This window comes from Aureibaculum algae (assembly GCF_006065315.1).
Taxonomy (GTDB): domain Bacteria; phylum Bacteroidota; class Bacteroidia; order Flavobacteriales; family Flavobacteriaceae; genus Aureibaculum; species Aureibaculum algae.
Genome location: NZ_CP040749.1, coordinates 4,274,055 through 4,293,671 on the forward strand (window position 1 = coordinate 4,274,055; position 19,617 = coordinate 4,293,671).

Annotated in this window: 13 protein-coding genes; 5 read left to right on the top strand and 8 right to left on the bottom strand. The window is 34.3% G+C overall.

Annotation, left to right across the window (positions count from 1 at the left end):
• The 8 genes from FF125_RS18245 to FF125_RS18280 form a co-directional block, all read right to left on the bottom strand.
• Positions 1 to 1,587 carry a sulfatase family protein gene (locus FF125_RS18245; RefSeq protein WP_138951183.1) on the bottom strand — a complete coding sequence of 529 codons (1,587 nt, stop codon included), beginning with the start codon at positions 1,585 to 1,587 and terminating at the stop codon, positions 1 to 3.
• A gap of 70 nt (positions 1,588 to 1,657) precedes the next feature.
• The gene (locus FF125_RS18250; protein ID WP_175418958.1) at positions 1,658 to 3,208 is read right to left on the bottom strand and encodes an alpha-L-fucosidase; all 1,551 of its coding nucleotides are present in this window, start codon (positions 3,206 to 3,208) and stop codon (positions 1,658 to 1,660) included.
• Between the two features lie 16 nt (positions 3,209 to 3,224).
• Positions 3,225 to 4,295: a Gfo/Idh/MocA family protein gene (locus FF125_RS18255; protein ID WP_138951187.1), complete on the bottom strand. Its 1,071-nt coding sequence runs from the start codon at positions 4,293 to 4,295 to the stop codon at positions 3,225 to 3,227.
• 2 nt (positions 4,296 to 4,297) lie between these two features.
• Positions 4,298 to 5,533 carry an ABC transporter substrate-binding protein gene (locus FF125_RS18260; RefSeq protein ID WP_138951189.1) on the bottom strand — a complete coding sequence of 412 codons (1,236 nt, stop codon included), beginning with the start codon at positions 5,531 to 5,533 and terminating at the stop codon, positions 4,298 to 4,300.
• Between the two features lies 1 nt (position 5,534).
• Entirely contained in the window at positions 5,535 to 6,680 is a 1,146-nt protein-coding gene (locus FF125_RS18265) for a CaiB/BaiF CoA transferase family protein (protein WP_138951191.1), read from the bottom strand.
• Positions 6,681 to 6,693: 13 nt separating this feature from the next.
• Complete coding sequence (locus tag FF125_RS18270) at positions 6,694 to 7,836, bottom strand: CaiB/BaiF CoA transferase family protein (protein ID WP_138951193.1); 1,143 nt, start codon at positions 7,834 to 7,836, stop codon at positions 6,694 to 6,696.
• Positions 7,837 to 7,841: 5 nt separating this feature from the next.
• Positions 7,842 to 8,993, bottom strand: a complete 1,152-nt coding sequence (locus tag FF125_RS18275) for an ABC transporter substrate-binding protein (protein WP_138951195.1) — start codon at positions 8,991 to 8,993, stop codon at positions 7,842 to 7,844.
• A 157-nt stretch (positions 8,994 to 9,150) separates the two neighbouring features.
• Positions 9,151 to 10,215 (bottom strand): L-rhamnose/proton symporter RhaT, encoded by a 1,065-nt coding sequence (locus tag FF125_RS18280; RefSeq protein ID WP_138951197.1) that lies wholly within the window; start codon positions 10,213 to 10,215, stop codon positions 9,151 to 9,153.
• A gap of 114 nt (positions 10,216 to 10,329) precedes the next feature.
• Between FF125_RS18280 and FF125_RS18285 the strand changes: the two genes are divergently transcribed.
• The 5 genes from FF125_RS18285 to FF125_RS18305 all read left to right on the top strand — a co-directional run bounded on the left by FF125_RS18285 (position 10,330) and on the right by FF125_RS18305 (position 19,613).
• Positions 10,330 to 11,100 carry an IclR family transcriptional regulator gene (locus FF125_RS18285; RefSeq protein WP_138951199.1) on the top strand — a complete coding sequence of 257 codons (771 nt, stop codon included), beginning with the start codon at positions 10,330 to 10,332 and terminating at the stop codon, positions 11,098 to 11,100.
• A 474-nt stretch (positions 11,101 to 11,574) separates the two neighbouring features.
• Positions 11,575 to 13,134: a sugar porter family MFS transporter gene (locus FF125_RS18290; RefSeq protein ID WP_138951201.1), complete on the top strand. Its 1,560-nt coding sequence runs from the start codon at positions 11,575 to 11,577 to the stop codon at positions 13,132 to 13,134.
• Between the two features lie 9 nt (positions 13,135 to 13,143).
• Positions 13,144 to 14,979 (top strand): alkaline phosphatase D family protein, encoded by a 1,836-nt coding sequence (locus tag FF125_RS18295; RefSeq protein ID WP_138951203.1) that lies wholly within the window; start codon positions 13,144 to 13,146, stop codon positions 14,977 to 14,979.
• A 4-nt stretch (positions 14,980 to 14,983) separates the two neighbouring features.
• Positions 14,984 to 17,095 (top strand): beta-galactosidase, encoded by a 2,112-nt coding sequence (locus tag FF125_RS18300; RefSeq protein WP_138951205.1) that lies wholly within the window; start codon positions 14,984 to 14,986, stop codon positions 17,093 to 17,095.
• A gap of 28 nt (positions 17,096 to 17,123) precedes the next feature.
• Entirely contained in the window at positions 17,124 to 19,613 is a 2,490-nt protein-coding gene (locus FF125_RS18305; RefSeq protein ID WP_138951207.1) for a glycoside hydrolase family 2 protein, read from the top strand.
• Positions 19,614 to 19,617: the final 4 nt, after the last annotated feature.

Consider the following 19,617-nt stretch of genomic DNA (forward strand, 5'->3'; position numbering starts at 1 on the left):
TTATTTATCCCAATTATCATCCACTATTTTTTGAATGTGTGGATAATTAATATCGGTTTCATTGTATTGTTCTCTTTGTTTTTCCAATTCCAATTTTAATTCCTTTACAACTTCTGAATATGCAGGATTTGCATATACATTGTTCACCTCGGTCGGATCTTTTTCTAAATCGTACAATTCCCACGCCGGAGGTGTCGCAACTACTTTGTTCGATGCTCCTTCTTTTAGCCAGGTTCTTGATTGTTTTCCTTCTTCATTCAAATCCCAATGTCTGCCGTAAAAGAAAATTAATTTATACCTATCTGTTCTAATCCCAAAATGCCCGGGAATATCGTGATGCGTCATATGAAGCCAATACCTGTAATAAGTAGCTGTCCTCCATCCTTTTGGTGTTTTACCTTCTAAAATTTCGGCCATACTTTTACCTTGCATTTTATCCGGCACCTTGCCCCCGGCCAAATCAATCAAGGTGGGTGCAAAGTCAGTATTGTTTACGATCACGTCTGTTTTGGAATTCGCTTTAACGATGTCGGGATATCGAATGATCAATGGCATTCTCATAGATTCTTCGTACATCCATCTTTTATCAATAAAATCATGCTCGCCTAACATCATTCCCTGATCAGTTGTATAAACAATGATCGTGTTCTCGTAAAGATCATTATCCTTTAAAAATTGAAAAAAACGACCAATATTATCATCTACTCCCTTTACACATCGCAAATATTTTTTTAAATATCGCTGATACGATTCAGAAGTTGCCGCATCACCTACATAAGTGGAATCTACCTGGAACGTTTTTACATAATTGGCATGATTATGTCGGTTTGAAACCGATGAACCAATGATCATTCTTAAACTGTCGTTTTTTCCTCGTGTGGCCTCCGAACCCCAATTGGGTTGTGTGTATAAATTCTCCGGCTCCGGTATTTTTACATTGGCCAAATAAGCTTCATACCTCTCGGCATATTCAAACATATCATGAGGTGCTTTAAACTGATACATCAAAAAGAAGGGTTTTTCCTTATCTTTTCTATTCGTTAGCCAGTCTATTGCTTTATCCGTAATCACATCAGATGAATGCCCAACATTTTTAACCAAATTATCCGGCCAATCTCCGGCTCCTTTCTCCAATAGTTCAGGATTGTGATATTTTCCCTGACCAGGCAGGACACTATAAAAATCAAAAGGGATGGGCTCACTGTGCAAATGCCATTTTCCTATAATTGCCGTTTCATAACCCAATTTTTGCATCTCTTCGGGTAAATATTGCTGATCAGCATCTATAGGTCGGCTAAAATCCAAGATCCTGTTGGTTTGACTATATTGACCCGTAATAATTGTAGCCCGACTAGGTGAACAGATAGAATTGGTCACATAACAATTGTTAAACAGCATCCCTTCTGAAGCCAATTTATCAATATTTGGGCTTGGATTTAAACCAGCCAACCTGCCTTGATAAGCTCCTATTGCCGTGGTTGCATGATCATCTGTCATGATGTAGATGATGTTGGGTCGCTTTTGAGCTTGAACAAGGAAAACAGAATTCAATACAATCAAAAAAATAAGCTGCTTATAGTTAATCATTGATTTACATTTTTTCATTTGCTTTAGACATTGAATAGAATTTGTTCATCCCTTTACTGATTTACACAGGCTATTTCTGAGACATTTGTGCCTTATAGACCAATGCCATTTTATTTGGGTTTATTTGAGGAGCCGCCAAATGCAATCCCCTTTCATTTTGGCTCCAGGTAACAGGCTCATCACTTCCCAAAAGCTCTATTGAGGCAATTTTAACATCAGCCGCCAAGCCCCGGTCAGCAAATGATTTTAAAACAAACTCCTGATCTGAAGTTGGCATTCCTAACTGTAAAATATAGAGTGTTTCTCCCTTTGTCGTAAAACGAAAATCTTCAGCAGTATATGTTATACCATCTCCTTGAACACCCCCAAAATGATTCTTTTTCAATACAGTTGTCCCTTCTCCATAGGTGATAAATGGGCGCGTTTTATAAATTGCCTCGCCATATTTTGAAAGCCATTTGCCTATTTCGAGTAATCCCGATCTCATTTCATCCGGAATTAAGCCATCAGCTGATGGCGTGATATTTAAAATTAAACAGCCGTTTTTACTTGTAATATCTATCAATTCGTCAACAATAACATCCGGTGTTTTTAGTCTTAATTCTGGTCTCCAACTCCAGGAATTCCAGGCAAAGGAATCATCCGTTAACCAGGGAAAATCAGTTTTTTCATCAAATCGCCCCCGTTCCAGATCAATAACAGCAATGTTCGGAGGTAGATCCTTATTCTTATACGTCATAACAACAGGTTTATTCCATTCCTCACCTTTATTGTAATAATGAGCAACCATTTCTTGTCGGTCTTTCTCAGGAATCACAAACAAACGGCTGTCGAACCACAATAAATCCGGTTCGTATCTATCAACAACCTCATAAATTTTTGCTTTCCAAGTATCTATAAATTTTCTTGAAGGTGCATATTTTGGATCGATTAGACCTGTTGATTGCCCACTGGCATCAAAACCTGCACTCATTTTTCCAAAGGTTTCCGGCAAGGTTTTTTCGCCATAAAAATCTTCAAAACCAACAGCAGTTGTATCAATTAAACCGCTCCAGGTATTGTACCAGCCCCATTCCCATGAATGGTGAAAGGTAGTTACAAATTTTAATCCTTCTCCCTTAATTGCTTTTTCCAATTCACCGACAATATCTCTTTTTGGTCCCATAGCAACTGAGTTGTACTTGTTCACCTCACTGTCCCAGTTTGAAAAATTATCGCAATGCTCAGCCACCGGCCCCACATATTTGGCCCCTGATTCTTTAAAGAGTTTTGCCCAATCTTGAGCATCAAAATGCTCAGCGGTAAAATCCTTTACGAAATCGTGATAATGGACATCAGCTCCATAGGTTTCTACATGGTATTCACGCTCGTCTTTTCCCCAACCCTCATCTTTTTCTTCATACATCTGCCGAGGATACCATTCTCCTCTTCCAATTTTAGAATAAACACCCCAATGAAAATATATACCAAATTTCGCATCTAAAAACCAGTCCGGAGTATTATGCGCGGCTAAGGATTCCCAGGTGGGTTGGTAAACTGTTTCTTCAAGCTTTTCTTGCGGTTTGGTTTGGCAACCAATAAAAATGCCCAGAACAAATACTAAGATGATGTTTGGTCTCATACCATGATATAAATTTTTAAATATTATAATTTGGAGCCACACCTCCATCGTTGTTCGATTCATATGCGGCTTCCACAATTGCCATTGAATGCACTACATCTTCTACACTAGTCGGCAACACACTATCAGAACCTTCAACATATCGCATCAACGATGACATGGTGCCGACAAAGGCATCTGGAAACCAGGAACCTTCTAGTTCAACCTCAATCCATTTAGGTGCTTCACCTTCTTTTATGATACAATATTGAAATAAATCTGGTTTACCATTAGGGTAATCTAACAAGAGCCCGATTCTCGCTTTAATGGCACCTTTTGTCCCTTCCCATTTCACAAAACTCTCTTGATTCTTCTCACCAAAATTATGATCGTGATTGGTGTTGATAATGGCTCTCATTTCATCGCTATAATCCATAATAGTTGTAGTTCTCGTTGAAGACATTGGCTTCCCTGGATTTTTCAATGTTTTTGAATATACTTTTTTAGGATTTCCTAAAAACGAACGAATTAAATCGATATAATGAATGCTGTGTTGTTGAATTTCTAAACGTGGATGATTTACCACATTTGGAAAATATTCCCAAGGCGTATAGGTTGTTAAACGCACTTCAAAATCGTACAATTCACCTATTAAACCTTGCTCAATTATGTGTTTTGCAGCCATTATATAAGGTGCGTAGCGCATCTGACAATTGATAGCTGCCTTTAATTTTTTTCTACGGCAAACTTCTAAAATCTCCAAAGTTTGCTCATAATTATCACCCATTGGTTTTTGAATTAAAACTGCAGATTCATCTGGTAATAATTCTAAAGTAGCAACAAACTGACTGGGCATTAAGGTTAAATCGAAAACGGCATTTTCAGGTGCAGCTTTAACCATATCCTCAACGTTTTCATAAGCATTTGGAATGTTAAATGACGCTGCCAAATCTGCTACACGTTGCTTGGTTCTATTGGTAATTCCTTCTACAACAAATCCAGCATTTTTATAAGCTGGTAAATGTGCATCACGAACTATTCCTCCAGCTCCAATAATATAAATAGGACGTTTTTCTTTTGGTAATTTTGGTTTGTAAATTAATTCCATAATTATATATTTTCTATTGAATCGACTTGGCTTTGAGCTAAATTCAAAATTGCTTCAATTTCTTCAGAAGAATTTATAACGGATAAAACCAATTGATCTATAACATTTGCAATTTCAGACCAATTACTTTTTCGTGGCAACGAACGTGTGTTTTTATGTAACTCTTCTAATTTATAATAATATGGCACTATATTATTTACATCCTTATCTGTCCAAGTCGATTTTCGACAGCCAATAGCGCCTTCTAAAGTTAGTAATTTATCGTTTTTAGCATTTACAGCATATTTGATAAACTGATACGCCAATTCTTTGTTATTACTTCCACTTCCTATCACATACATCCAATACGCATTTAAAGAAATACCTTCTCCATTTGAGCCCGAAGGAACATTGGCTACATCAACCTTCCCTTTTACTTTTGAAGTTTCCAAAACTTCGCACATAGAAGCAAAACCAAACCAATTGACCATCATCGCTAAATTACCATTGGCAAATGCCAATCCTGATTTCACAGAATCAAAATCTCTTGAATTTGGATGAATCGCATTCTTATTATGAAGTGCTTTTCTGTAAAACTTCATTCCTTCAATAGCTTCTTTTGAATTTAACTTTACTTTTTTATTTGAATCGAATAATTCGCCACCACGCGTCCATAATTGCAAACAAAAATCGAAAACTGTATTGTGACCGTCAGGATAAGCGGCAAAAGTTGTTCCGTATAATTCTTTCTCCGGTCTGTTAAAAAACTCTGCAACTTCCATCAAATCATCCCAAGTTTCAGGAATTTCTAACGGTTTACCATGCTCTTCATAAAAAGCAACACCTTCTTCAATAGATTCAAATAAATCTTTTCTATAAATTAAACATTCAGGACCATCATGAAATGGCAATCCGACTATCTTATTGTCAAATTCTTGTTTATACAATAACGAACGAGACCAACCATTTGGAAAATCTTCAGGTGGATTTTTTTGTATAAATTTGGTTAAATCTACTACAGAATTTGAAGTAAAAGCTTCGGCAATCCAATCGGTATTAATCAGCGATACATCCCACGCTCCATTAGCTAATCCCTTTTCTTTTAAAATAGTATTGTATAAAGGATGTAAATCTAGTGGAACAGCTTCTAACTCTAATTTACATCCAGTTTCTTTGCAAAAAGCCTTCCAAATTTTAGCAATTGCCGATTCAAAAGCATCAAATTTTCTAACAGCTATTCTAAATTTTGTTGTTCCCATATTAGTTTGCTAATAATTCTTCAACAATCGCATTTGTATGTTCGCCCAACGCAGGAGAACCCAAAGCTGAAGTTAAATATTTTCCGTCAATTTTAATTGGACAACGGGTTGTTTTATACTCAAAACCATCACCCATTTTCACATTCTGAATCATGTCTAATACTTTAAATCCGTCGTGTGCAAACAACTCTTCCCAATCCATTACTTTTGCACACCAAATATCTGCTGGCTCTAATATAGATAGCCACTTTTCAACTGTATCTGTTGCTAAATGATTAGCTAATATTTGTTTAATTTCATCCCGTTTTGTAAACCATGAATCTCTTTCCGGATAATTTTTCAATGCCTCGCAACCCAACAAATCACCCAAAACAGGTATAGCACCCATTGCCAATGCTAAATAACCATTGGTTGTTTTGTAAACACCGTAAGGCGCACCTAAATAAGCATGAGCACTATTGCTCGCCGGTCTTACCGTCGGTGCTCCACCATCTTGATAAAAAGTTGTAACAGATTCAAATTGAAAATCAATGATAGATTCCATCATACTGACAGAAACTTTTGAACCCAATCCTGTTTTTGATCTTTTTAGTAAAGCCGCCAAAATACCTTGTACCAAATGACCGCCTGTTAAAATATCAACAATCGCCAAACCAACAGGTATTGGTCCATCGCTAATTTTACCGTTTATCCAAGTTAAACCAGACAATGATTGTACTAATAAATCTTGTCCAGGTTTTGATTTCCAAGGGCCTTCTGAGCCATATCCCGAAACATCTCCGTAAACAATTAAGGGATTTATTTTTTTAATGGTTTCATAATCAAAACCTAACCTTTCAATTACGCCTGGTCTAAAATTATGAACAAGCACATCGGCTTTTTCAATTAACTTTAAAACACGTTGCTTATCATTTGCATCTTTTAAATCGGCTTGAAAGCTTTCTTTGTTTCTATTGATAGCTCTAAAAACTGAAGATTCTCCGTTCAAAATAACATTTGAAACATATAATTGACGACAAATATCGCCTGTTTCTGGCCGCTCAACTTTTATCACTCTTGCGCCTAAATCTGCCAAACGTAACGTTGCTGATGGTGCTGATAAAAACTGACTCAAATCTATAATTAATATATCTTGTAATGGTTTCATAACTAATTTCAATTTATAGCTTAAACTCTTTCATAATAGCGTCTGTGTGCTGACCAACTCTCGGAGCGGGTTTTGAAGCATATAATCGTTCATCATTTATACGTATTGGGCAACGTGTTGTATGCACTACTTCACCAGAAAGTAATGGCAACTTTTGATCCATTGCCAACACTTTATAACCTTCGTGATTTAGCAACGTTTCATAATCATATACGGCTGAAGACCAAATGCCATTGGCTTCTAAAATTGTCAACCAATCTTGTGTGTTTTTATGGATGAGAAATGCTCTTAAAATATCCATAATTTCATCTCTTTGCGCAAACCAAGAATCGGGATCAGTAAACGTTGATAAATCTGTACAACCAATCACTTCACCTAGTTTAATTAAAGAACCCATCGCCAATGAAATATAGCTATCTTTAGTTTTATAAACCCCATAAGGTGCGCCCAAATAAGCATGAGCACAACCTTGTTTGGCTCTTTTAGGTTTTTGATTTCCATCGTTTAAATATGTTGTAATCACTTCAAACTGAAAATCTAAAGTTGATTCTAACAAACTTACTTCAACCCAAGCTCCTTTATTTGTTTTTTCACGTCGTAACAAACTAGCTAAAATTCCTTGAACCAAATGTGTACCAGTAATAATGTCAGAAACTGCTGCACCAACAGGTACAGGGTCATCGTTTAAATTACCTGTTAAATTAGCAAAACCAGACATACATTGCACCAATAAATCTTGCCCAGGTTTTTTAACCCAAGTTCCAGTTGTACCATAGCCAGTAACAGTTGCATATACCAACCTTGGATTAATTTCTTGCACTTTTGAATAATCTAAGCCTATTTTTTCCATAACACCTGGTCGGAAATTATGTGTCATTACATCGGCTTGTGCAATTAATTTTTTAATTCTTTCTAAATCTTCAGGATTCTTTAAATCTGCCGCATACGAATCTTTATTCCTGTTTACGGTATGAAAAACTAAACTACTTCCATCTAAAAATAAATTTTTTAAAGCAATTTGACGCCCTGCCTCGCCGCTTACCGGTCGTTCAATTTTTATAACTCGCGCACCTAAATCAGCCAATTTAAGTCCTGCGGAAGGTCCTGCCATAAACTGCGCAAACTCGAGTACTGTAATTCCTTCTAATGGTCTCATTTTTTTTAAATATCTAATGATTTTATATACAATTCGTTTAATTGATTTAGTAAGGCTTTTTCATCTCCGCCATGCATCAAATAATTTCTAATTGGCGCTCCTGCTCTATCTTGAAAATACATATGACCATTGTAACGAGGACGTAAAAACGCTCTGTCCAAACCTGGCAATGTATTTTTAAAATAATTTGAAGTCAAACTATTTGTGTATTCATCTGTCCACGCTTTTCTGTGTCCTGGTTGTCCGCCGCCATCAAAAAATACTGTTTTTTGAATAACTTCGCATCCTATATACTCAAGGTATTTCATAATGGTTTCCAATTCCGTTGCTTTTGCAGAAACAGCCAAACCTGTACCCCCTAATGTAGAGATTGCTCCAACGCCATTAATTTCAACCATATCATGGAAATGCAACAATTTACGCGCATAACCAACTCTACTGTAGTTTGAATAGCCATAAGCCCAAGGACAATAAGCATATTTATCGGTCAAGGTCATTGCTTCATATACTTTTATAGGATTCCAATCAAAAATTTGAGGATCCATTTCAACCGCCAAGGCTCGTAACATTTTCAATGCTTCTATCCCAATTTTTTCGCTTACAACATGTGCTGATGAAGTACAAACATCTTCCCCTAAATTACAACACATCATATAAAAATTCATCAAGGTATCTTGAGGAATTCCCGGCATTATTACCAAACCTTTTTTAGCTAAAGCTAATAATTCGTCATAATTTTTTGGTAACGACAACCCCTTTTCTTTAAGCAAATCTGGTCTACTTGAAGCAACAGGCGCAGCTGCATCAATCGCTAAAGCATATTGATGCCCGCTTGAAGTATAACTTTCATGTGAACGACCTACAGTATTTTCAGCTAAATCTTTTAGAAAAGCCTTTGGTAAATGTTCATCTAAAGGTAAAATAACGTTTGTTTTACCAGCGAAACCAGCCCAAGGATGGTCAATTACCAATAAATCGTAACGTTTTGCTAACTGGTCAATTGGCTCATCAGCAAATGCTTGTAACGACCTTTTCTCCCAAGTAATTTCAACCCCCGGATTTAATTCTGAAAATCGTTGTGCTGTTGCAACCATTGAAGTAAAACCTCTACTGTGATTCCAAGTGATACCTTTTAAGTGAATTGTTTTTGTACTCATTATAAAATTTGTTTTCTTTTACTTTTATTTTTTAATTGTGTTAGTTTATTTGTTCGCTTCAACTCTACTGAACCACCCATTAACTTTCAACCTTTTGGCTTCCGTATTCCAACTTCTAACCCCCTACTTTTATACTCTAACTTGGTACCTTCAAACTTTAAACCGCTGTTTCTGAACCCAACATGCTGCCGTAGGTCATCACAACAAATGAAACGATTAATATTGCCAAAGCTACTAACAAGGTACTGTACGTTCTTTTTGAAACTTTAACCCATTCCTTCATAATTATCCCAACCGCATAACTAAAGAAAATTAACATCGACATATGAATTACCCAACTTGCAAATTTGTAAGCACCCATTTGAACGTGACCAATTCCGTAGAAAAAAAACTGTCCGTACCAAAGTGCACCACTTAGTACAGACATTCCCATATTTAACATAAAATTTTTGCGACCAATTCCTTTTACATCTATTATTTCTTTAATAGTTCCATTTTTAACACCCGCTATTGAGAACCAAATAAAATTAGTAATAAATGCACCACCAGTTGATAAAATCAAATTGGCATTTCCTTCAAAATTACCTGCACCATATTGCCCTGCTATTTCTGCCACTGGCGCTCCAACTTCTAAAGAAATTCCGAATACCGCCGACAAAACGCCCGCAATGATAGTTAGGGTTAAACCTTTTTTCATATTAAAGGTTAACGGTTCGCCGCCATTAACACTTTCTAATTTTAAATCCTTTTCTTTTCTATACCCAGCAATTCCACAAACAATAATTCCTAACAGTGCCAAAAACATTCCTAAGAAAATAATACTACCGCCCGGACCATTAAATTTTTGCATAAAAGTTCCGTGCATTAATAAAGGAACAATGGTTCCTAAAATAGCGGAAATCCCAATAGATATAGTATATGTTAGTGAATAACCAATATGTCTAATCGCAAAACCAAAACACATACCACCAAAACCATAGATAGCGCCTAATAGCGTTGCATTAATTAATACTTCAGAAGAAGCATCACGAAACACACTCATTAAATTAGGAACAGTTAAAAAACCAATTAAAAACGGAAAAATAAACCAAGCAAACGAAGCCTGCACAATCCAATAAGAGTCCCAAGACCACTTTTTTACTTTTTGAAAAGGAACGTAACAAGTTGAAGCGGCTACGCCACCAACTGCATGAATTAAGGTACCCAATAGCGGATTTGCCATGTTTTTAATTGTATTTTGGTTAATTTATTAATTTCATATACAAATGTATATTTTATATATGAAATAACCAAGAATCGAAATTGATTTATTAAATTTGTATTTCAAAATAAAAAAATGGCTACAACAATACCTACTAAATACAATGCTCCGGCGTTAGATAAAGGCTTAGATATTATCGAATATTTGTCGGCTGAAGGAATTCCTTTAACCCAAGCGGAGATTGCAAACGGTATTAACAAAACACCGAGTGAAATTTATAGAATGTTGGTTTGTTTAGAAGAAAGAGGTTATGTAATTAGAGGTTCAAATGCAGGAAAATACCGTTTATCATTAAAAATGTATAGTCTTTCTCACAGACATACTCCTTTTGATGAATTAAAAAGAGTAGCTCATTTTCCGATGCAGTCGTTGTCTGAAACCACACGACAATCTTGTCATTTAAGTATTATGAACAATGACCAACTACTTATTATTTCACAAACAAGAAGTCCAAGCGCTGTTTCACTTTCTATTGAAGAAGGAACTCATTTTCCTATATCTATGACAACTTCTGGCAGAGTACTTTTATCTATGTTTTCTGAAGATGTAAGAAAAGATATCTTATCAAGAGATCCCCATTTTAAAAAATGGAGCAAACAAGAACAAGACGAGCTATATCAATGTGTTGCACAAGCAAAAGCTGATGGATACCGCCATTCAAATAGCGCACTAACAAGTGGAGTTACTGATTTAGCTATTCCTATCGGCTTAGATGATTCTGATTTACGTGCTGTTTTGGCAGTTTCATTATTTACTTCAAGCTTACAAAATGAATTAAATATTGAATCTATTTTAAAAGCTATGAAACATACACAACAAGAAATTAACAAGTTAATAGGAGGCTAATTTAAGAGTAAAAAAAGGTTAAATTAGTTTGTTTCTCTCCTTTTACCATTGTTCAGTTTATGTCTAGTTTTATTTAGCTGTTATTTATATATAAACTTTATTTTTACTTATGAACTTTTTAAAACCGTTGTGCTTTATGTTTTAACATCCAAAGTTCTCCAAATTATTGATAATTAATAAATCAATTAAATTCTAAAACATTAAATATAAATTACTTAAGCTCAAATCGTGAAAGAATATTAAAAGTATTAGTATATAAAATCAATTATCTTAAAAATTTTATGGCGTAAATAAACGACTATACTTTAGTTTGTGACAAAGATTATTTTTCATGTAATATGCTGTTCAATTTGTTTTAAAGTAGTGAAATTAGGTTAAATGCACTCAAGAAGAACAATTAAAATAATAATAACAACCAGTCTTATATATTTAAAAAAAGAATAGACCAAACCTAAATTAACTAAAACTATTAAAATGTCGAATAAACAAATTTACATTATACGGATTGCAGCCATTGTCGCATTGGGTGGATTTTTATTAGGATTTGATGCTTCTGTTATTTCAGGAGTTGTAAAATTTATTGAACCTGAGTTCAACCTTTCAAAATTACAATTAGGTTGGGCTGTGAGTTCCATAACACTTACTGCTGCTTTTGGAATGATTATAGCTGGTCCGATGAGTGATAAACACGGAAGGCGAAAATTATTAAAATATGCTGCTCTTTTATTCACAATTTCAGCTGTTGGTTCAGCATTAGCGGGAAACTTCTTTTGGTTAATTATTTTTAGAATGATTGGTGGGCTGGCCGTTGGAGCAGCTCTAATTATTGCACCAATGTATATCGCAGAAGTTGCACCAGCAAAAAGAAGAGGTCAATTGGTTTCTTTTAACCAGTTGAATATTGTTATTGGAATTTCATTAGCTTTTTTTACAAATTATTTAATCCTCAAATGGGGAAGTTCAGATGCTGCTTGGGCAGAATCACTCGGCTTAGGTAAATGGAACTGGAGATGGATGCTAGGTCTAGAAGCTGTACCAGCAATTTTATATTATTTATGTTTATTTATTGTACCAAGAAGTCCAAGATGGTTAATGGTTCATAATAAAAAGGAAGAAGCACTCGAGGTTATGAAAAAAGTGGTTTCCGATGAGGAAGCTAAAATTCAAATACAACAAGTTGAACAAAGTATTTCGGAAGATAAAAACAAAGAAAAATCAAAGCTTCGTGATATTTTTAAACCATCTATGAGAAAAGTAATTATCATAGGATTGGTTGTCGGAATTTTTCAACAAATAGTAGGTATTAACGCTGTTCTGTTTTATGCGCCAATGATTTTTGAACAAACAGGTATTGGTACAGACGCTTCTTTTATACAAGCCGCCTTGGTTGGTGTTACCAATTTAGGTTTTACAATTGTAGCTATTTTAACTATTGATAAATTTGGGAGAAAACCTTTATTAATAATAGGTATGGCAGGAATTGCAGTTTGTTTATTTCTGTTAAGTTATGGGTTTAGTGAAGCTACTTACACCTTGAATCAAGAAGCTATTGCAAATCTTCCTTCAGAAATAAATAAAGAACAACTTATTCAACTTCAAGATAAAGTATTTGATAATGATTTAGATTTTAAAGCCGCAATTGTACATACTTTAGGGGTTGAAAACGCAAAAATACACGAAGCAACACTTGTAACAGCTTCTGCAAAAATGAATACCTTACTAATTCTAATTGGAATTATTGGTTTTGTTGGTGCCTTTGCAATGTCCATTGGACCTGTTATGTGGGTATTATTTTCAGAATTATTCCCAAATAGAATTAGAGGAATCGCTATCTCTTTTGTTGGATTAGTAAACCTTGCTGTAGCTTTTTTAGTGCAGCTGCTATTTCCTTGGGAACTTTCCATATTAGGAAACACAATGACTTTCTTACTTTTTGGAATTTTTGCCGTTATTGGATTTGGATTTATCTGGTTTAAAGTACCTGAAACCAAAGGGAAATCATTAGAGGAATTGGAAAAATTGTTAATAAAATAATTTCATCTCATGAAAAAATATCTAATTATAATAAGTTTTCTAATCTCCAATTTCATAATAGCTCAAAATGATGAATTGTTGAGATTGCCAGCAAACATTCAACCAGAAGATCGGATTTGTTTCGCCATGTATACTGTACATGAAAACACATTAAAACTAACAGCACAATTCAATCCAATCAGAAATTTTGAAGCATTTGAGGCTTCACTTGAAATTGAAGAAAATGGAAAATGGGTTAAAAAGGCCGAAGCAACTATCATCTACCCAGGATATACTGCTCCTTTTAGAGTTGAAAATTGGGATGACACTAAAGAATTTAAATACCGCGTAAACCACGAAAACAAAGCTTTTTATGAAGGAATCATAAAAAAGAATCCAATAGATAAGAATACTTTTGTAATAGCAGCTTTAACTTGTAATTCAATTTACCCTAATCATGGTGGCGATATTTCAAAAGAAGATTTAGTTAGCAATATAAAATACTTAAATCCGGATTTAATTTTCTTTTCTGGAGATCAAGTTTATGACCATAGTGAACATTATTTATATTGGTTAAAGTTTGGTAGAGATTTTGGTGAAATATTACGAAACACACCTTCTGTAATTCTTCCGGATGATCACGATATTGGTCACGGTAATCTTTGGGGACAAGGAGGAAAAAAAGCGGATTCAAGACGAGGAATTTCAGGTGGATATTACATGTCTCCAGAATATGTAAAAGAAGTTGAACGCGCACAAACAAGCCATTTACCCGATCCTTTTGACCCAACTCCTGTTGAACAAGGAATTGGAGTTTATTATACCGATTTAAAATGGGGAGGAATGAGTTTTGCAATTTTAGAAGATCGAAAATTTAAATCTGGTTTGGATGAAATGGTAAAACACAATCCTGATATTTTTCCAAATGGCGGTTATGAGGCTATTTTTGATCCAAAAGTTGACACAAGAAAATTAGATGTTCCAGGAACCACTTTACTTGGTGAACGCCAATTAAAGTTTTTAGAAACTTGGACTACAGATTGGGAAAATACTGAAATGAAAACTGTATTATCTCAAACCACATTTGCAATGGTTGATAATTACACAGGAAAATATGATAGAGAATTATTTGCCGATTTCGATTCAAATGGATGGCCTCAATCAGGTAGAAATAAAGCTTTAACGGTAATTAGAAAAAGTTTTTCACCAATGATTTCAGGTGATACACATTTAGGTACTTTATTTCAACACGGAATAGATGATTGGAACGATGCTGGTTATTGTTTTGCAACCCCCGCAATTGCTAATTTTTGGTTGCGATGGTGGGAACCAAATGTTCCGGGTAAAAATAAATTAAAAAATGCGCCTTCATATACTGGGGAATTTTTAGATGGATTTAAAAATAAAATAACGGTAAAAGCTGCAGCAAATCCAACATTACCTGAAATAAAAGAAGGAGGATATCTTTCGACACGTGCTGCTGGTTTTGGTGTTGTTACATACAATAAAAAAGTTAGAACAATTACATTTGATTGTTGGGCTAGAAACGTTGATATTTCAAAGCCAAATACAAAACAATATCCAGGTTGGCCAGTAACAATTTCACAAAAAGACAATTTTAAAATTGAAAAAGGCTATGAATTACCTCTGCTTAATATTTCAAAAAATAACCAAGTAGTTACTGTTAAAAATCAATTTACAAAAGAAGTTATTTCTTCAATTCGTATTAATGGAAACACTTATCAACCTAAAGTTTTATATCCTGGCAACTATTATATAGAAATAGGTGAGGGATTAAATAAAAAACGATTGCAAGAAATTGAAGCCAAAGCGAAAAATAAATCTACAATCCAAATAAATTTATAACAACATGAAAACTCTAAAATTAGTTTCGATTATAGGTCTTGTATTAGTCTTTAGTTTTGTGAGTTGTAATAAAAAACAACCTAATAATTCTACAATTGACACATTAGTTCTATTTGATTTTGAGAATAATTTTGACGAATCTTTGGTTAAACCTCAAGATGCTACTTTCAAACTAATTAAGGAAGAAAAAAATAGCTTTATACAAGTTGACAACGGTTATACTTTAAGGGAAACTGGTGTTAAATTGGTGAGCTCAATAGAAAATCCTTGGAATTTAACGGGTTATTATCAAGTAAAAGCTGATGTTTCAAATACTGGAGACGAAATTATTCAAGTAGAACTTTTTGTAGGTAATGATCCAGACGGTTTAAAAAGATGGTATTGTTCAGATTATATAGATTTAAAACCTGGTGAAAGTGGTACCATCACAGTAGATTTAGCTTGGACTCCTTGGGTTTTTAAACCTCAATTAGATATTGTAGGCATGCGTGGAATTCCTGGGGCTTTAAAAACTGATATCAGTGCTATTCAAGAAATGGTTTTCTGCTCACGCTATGGAACACAACCAAATCAATTCACTATAGATAATATAAGAGCTGTTGGAAAATTAGAAGAAAGAAAACCAGATAATTTTTTCCCTTTTGTAGATGAATTCGGACAATACATGCATAAAGATTGGGAAGGTAAAATACATTCGGAAACTGAATTAAAAGATGCTGCTAAAAAAGAATTAGAAGAGCTTTCGAAAAACAGTGAACCAAAAGATTTAGGAACGTTTGGAGGATGGACTAAAGGACCTAAATTAAAAGCTACTGGATTTTTTAGAACTGAAAAAGTTGATGATAAATGGTGGATTGTAGATCCTGAAGGTTATATATTTTGGACTGCTGGTTTAAATTGTGTTGCTTCAGATGCTGTATTTACGGGTACAGATTTTAGAGAACATTATTTTGAAAAACTACCCAATTCTGAAAGTGATTTTGGACAGTTTTATTCTATCGGAACTCATACTTCTCATGGTTTTTACAAAGGAAAATCACCTTTTAAAACGTATAATTTCTACCAAAGTAACCTCTTTAGAAAATATGGTGTTAATTGGCTAGAAAAATTCCAAGAAATGGCTCATTTAAGAATCAAAGATTGGGGAATGAACACTATTGGATTTGTGTCGGATTTTGGAGCAACAAGACAACAAAAAACACCATATGTTGGCTCCATTTGGATAAGAAATACACCAAAAATTGAAGGATCTGAAGGGTTTTGGGGAAAGTTTCACGATGTATTTGATCCAAATTTTAGAATTGCGGTAAAAAATTCTGTATTAGATCAAAAAGAAGGAGCTAACGATCCTTGGTGCATTGGATATTTTGTTGATAATGAATTGTCGTGGGGTCTATTAGGATCGCTTTCAATAGGAACTTTAAAAAGTAATGCTTCTCAACCAGCAAAAATTGAATTTATTAAAGATTTAAAAGCAAAATATAGCTCTATTGAAAACTTAAATAATGTGTGGAAAACAAAACATACTTCATGGGGTGAGTTATTGAATGCTACTTTAGCCCCAAATCAAGAAAATGCAAAAGAGGATTTAGTTGATTTTTACCAAAAAATAGCTGAAACATATTTCAGAATCATTAATGAAGAATTAAAAAAAGTAGCTCCAAATCAAAATTACTTGGGCTGTCGATTTGCATGGGCTAATAATGATATTGTCTTAACTGCAGCTAGCAAGTACTTAGACATTATGAGTTTTAATAAATATGAATATTCTATTGAGCATTTCTCACTTCCAAAAGGTGTTGACAAACCTGTTATAATTGGAGAATTCCACTTTGGAGCATTAGATAAAGGAAGTTTTCACGTGGGGATTAAAAAAGCAAAAGATCAGGCTGAAAGAGGTCAAATGTATCAAAATTATATTCAAGGAGCCTTAAGACATCCAAATATAGTTGGAGCTCATTGGTTTCAATATTTAGATGAACCAAATACTGGGCGATTTGATGGAGAAAATTATAACGTTGGATTTATTGATGTTTGTGATAACCCATATCCAGAATTAATAAAAAAAGTAAAAGAAACTACGTATTCAATGTATGACTACAGAACAAATAATTAAAAATATCATAAATAAAATTATTAGATAAATGAAAAATATAAGTCAAGAAGAGAAAGACTATCTCAAAGGAGACGGTGAAACATCTAACGATAAAATCGTGTTAGATCTTTCAGGAAGTAACTGGCAAATGGAAGGTATTAGACCCAATGAAGGTGTAAAAATTGGGTTTCATCAACTAAATTTTGATATCACAGGAGATTCATTTAACTGGGGTTTTGCAAAAGTACCTGGAGATGTTTATACAGATCTTTGGAGACAAGGTAGGATTGAAGATCCTCATTTTGGGAGAAATAGCCTAAAGGCAAAATGGGTTCCTGAAAATGAATGGTGGTACAAACGTCAGTTTGATGTTCCAAAAGAAATGGACGGGAAACGTATCCAATTGGTATTTGATGGTGTAGATTTTGGCTGTGATGTATATTTAAATGGTGAATTATTAGGAACACACGAAGGTATGTTTTCCCAATTTAAATTTGATGTCTCAAATACCATTCGTTTTGAACGTTTGCGCTTTGGAACTAATGTTCTAATGGTTCGTTTACATCCTGCTCCAAGACGTTATAGTCAAGTTGCTGGTAGAAAACCAGCTTGGCATGGTGATTACTGGGTAGCCTTGCCTCCAACTGGAATTTGGAAACCTGTTTACCTAGAAGCAATGGGAAATGTTACCATTGAAGATACGTATGTGAAATCATCTATTTTAAAAGATGATTTAGCAAAATTAGATATCGATATTGAATTAGAAAATCATTTTGAGGATGAGCAAGAAGTTTTAATTGATATTGAAGTTGAAGGAAATAATTTTGAATCACAAACTTTTTCAATCAATACCAAAGCTAAATTATTAAAAAAAGGCACAAACAATTTAAATCTTTCATTAGATATTGACAATGCAAAATTATGGTGGCCTTGGGATTTAGGTGATCAAAATTTATATAATGCAACAGTTACTATTTCTGATAAGAACGAACAAATTTTAGATACAACCACTACTACTTTTGGTATTAGAGAAGTAGAGATGGTACACAATCCTGGTTTTACATTAGATGAAGTTGAAAACCCTTGGACAGTTATGATTAATGGAAAACGTCATTTCATGCGTTCAGGAACTTGGGGTGGACCTCCAGATATTTTTATGGGTCGCGCGCATCCAAGTAAATATGTAGAATTAATCAGATTGGCTAAAGAAGCTAACTTTAATAATCTGCGTATTTTCGGTTGGCATCCAGAAGAAATTCCATTGTTTTATCAATTATGTAATGAAGCAGGAATTACTGTTTGGCAGGATGTATTGCCATTGGCTAGTTTGTCGTTACCAAAAGATCAGGAATTTAAAGATGCAGTTTTTGCTGAAGCAATTTCATCGGTTAAAGCGCAACGTAATCATCCTTGTATTGTTTTACTTGAAGGTTCTGAAGAGTTATTTATGACGGCTTCTGATCCAGTTCACAACTTACAATTTGTAAATGAATTGGGTGAGGCAATAAAACCTTATACTCCTCTTCATTTTATTCCTTCATCTCCTTTAAGTGATGAAGTTGGAATGAATTTAGGCTTCAAACCTAATGAAAGTTTCCACGCGAACGACTTATTTTATGGTGAAGGAGAATTTGTAATGGAAGATTATTTCCCTAGTTTAGATTATGCTGTAATTCCTGAATTGGCAATTTCTTCTTGCCCAAATATTGAAAGTATTAAAAAGTTTATTCCCGCTGATGAAATTTGGCCTCCAGGACCAAGTTGGGGACATCATTGGACAGATTTTGACGCATTAAGAACACTGAATTTTGAAGTTGTTGGAGATCAAAGTACAGATAGTTTAGAGAGTTTTGTAACTGCTACACAAATTGCGCAAGGAGCTATTTTTCAATATGCTTTAGAACATTTCCGGACAAGAAAACCTAAAACAAGTGCCATTTGTATTTGTCATTATATCACATTTGCACCAGATATGAAATGGGGAATTGTTGATTATTATCAAGAGAAAAAATTATCTTTTGATTATGTAAGAAAAGCTTATCAACCTGTTTTATTAACTATGAAACATTATGATAGACGTTGGTTACCAGGTGAAGAATTCAAAGGTGAATTATGGGTAGTGAACGATTTATACAAATCATTCAACAACTCTAAAGCAACTATCAAATTTTTAGATAATAACAAAAAAGTTATCAAGGAAGAACAATTTGATTTTGCATCAATTGGAGGTGATAGTTCATCTAAATATATTGATGTTTCTTGTAAAGTACCAGGTGAAATTGGAGACAAGTTTTATGCTGAAATGACTTTGGTTGATGCTGAAGGCACTATTATATCTGAAAATGATTATATGATGTTGGTTGCTGACAAAATAAAAGACAGAGCTGAGTTAAGAGCTATTGGATTAGAAGCTTTTAAAATTAAACAAAAATATGGTTGGGCAAATTACTTTAGATATTTCCCAGGATTGGGTGCTGAAGAAGGTCATTTAGAAGCTGATCAAAAAATGCCAATAGCAAGAGGTTTTGACACTAAATAAAAAT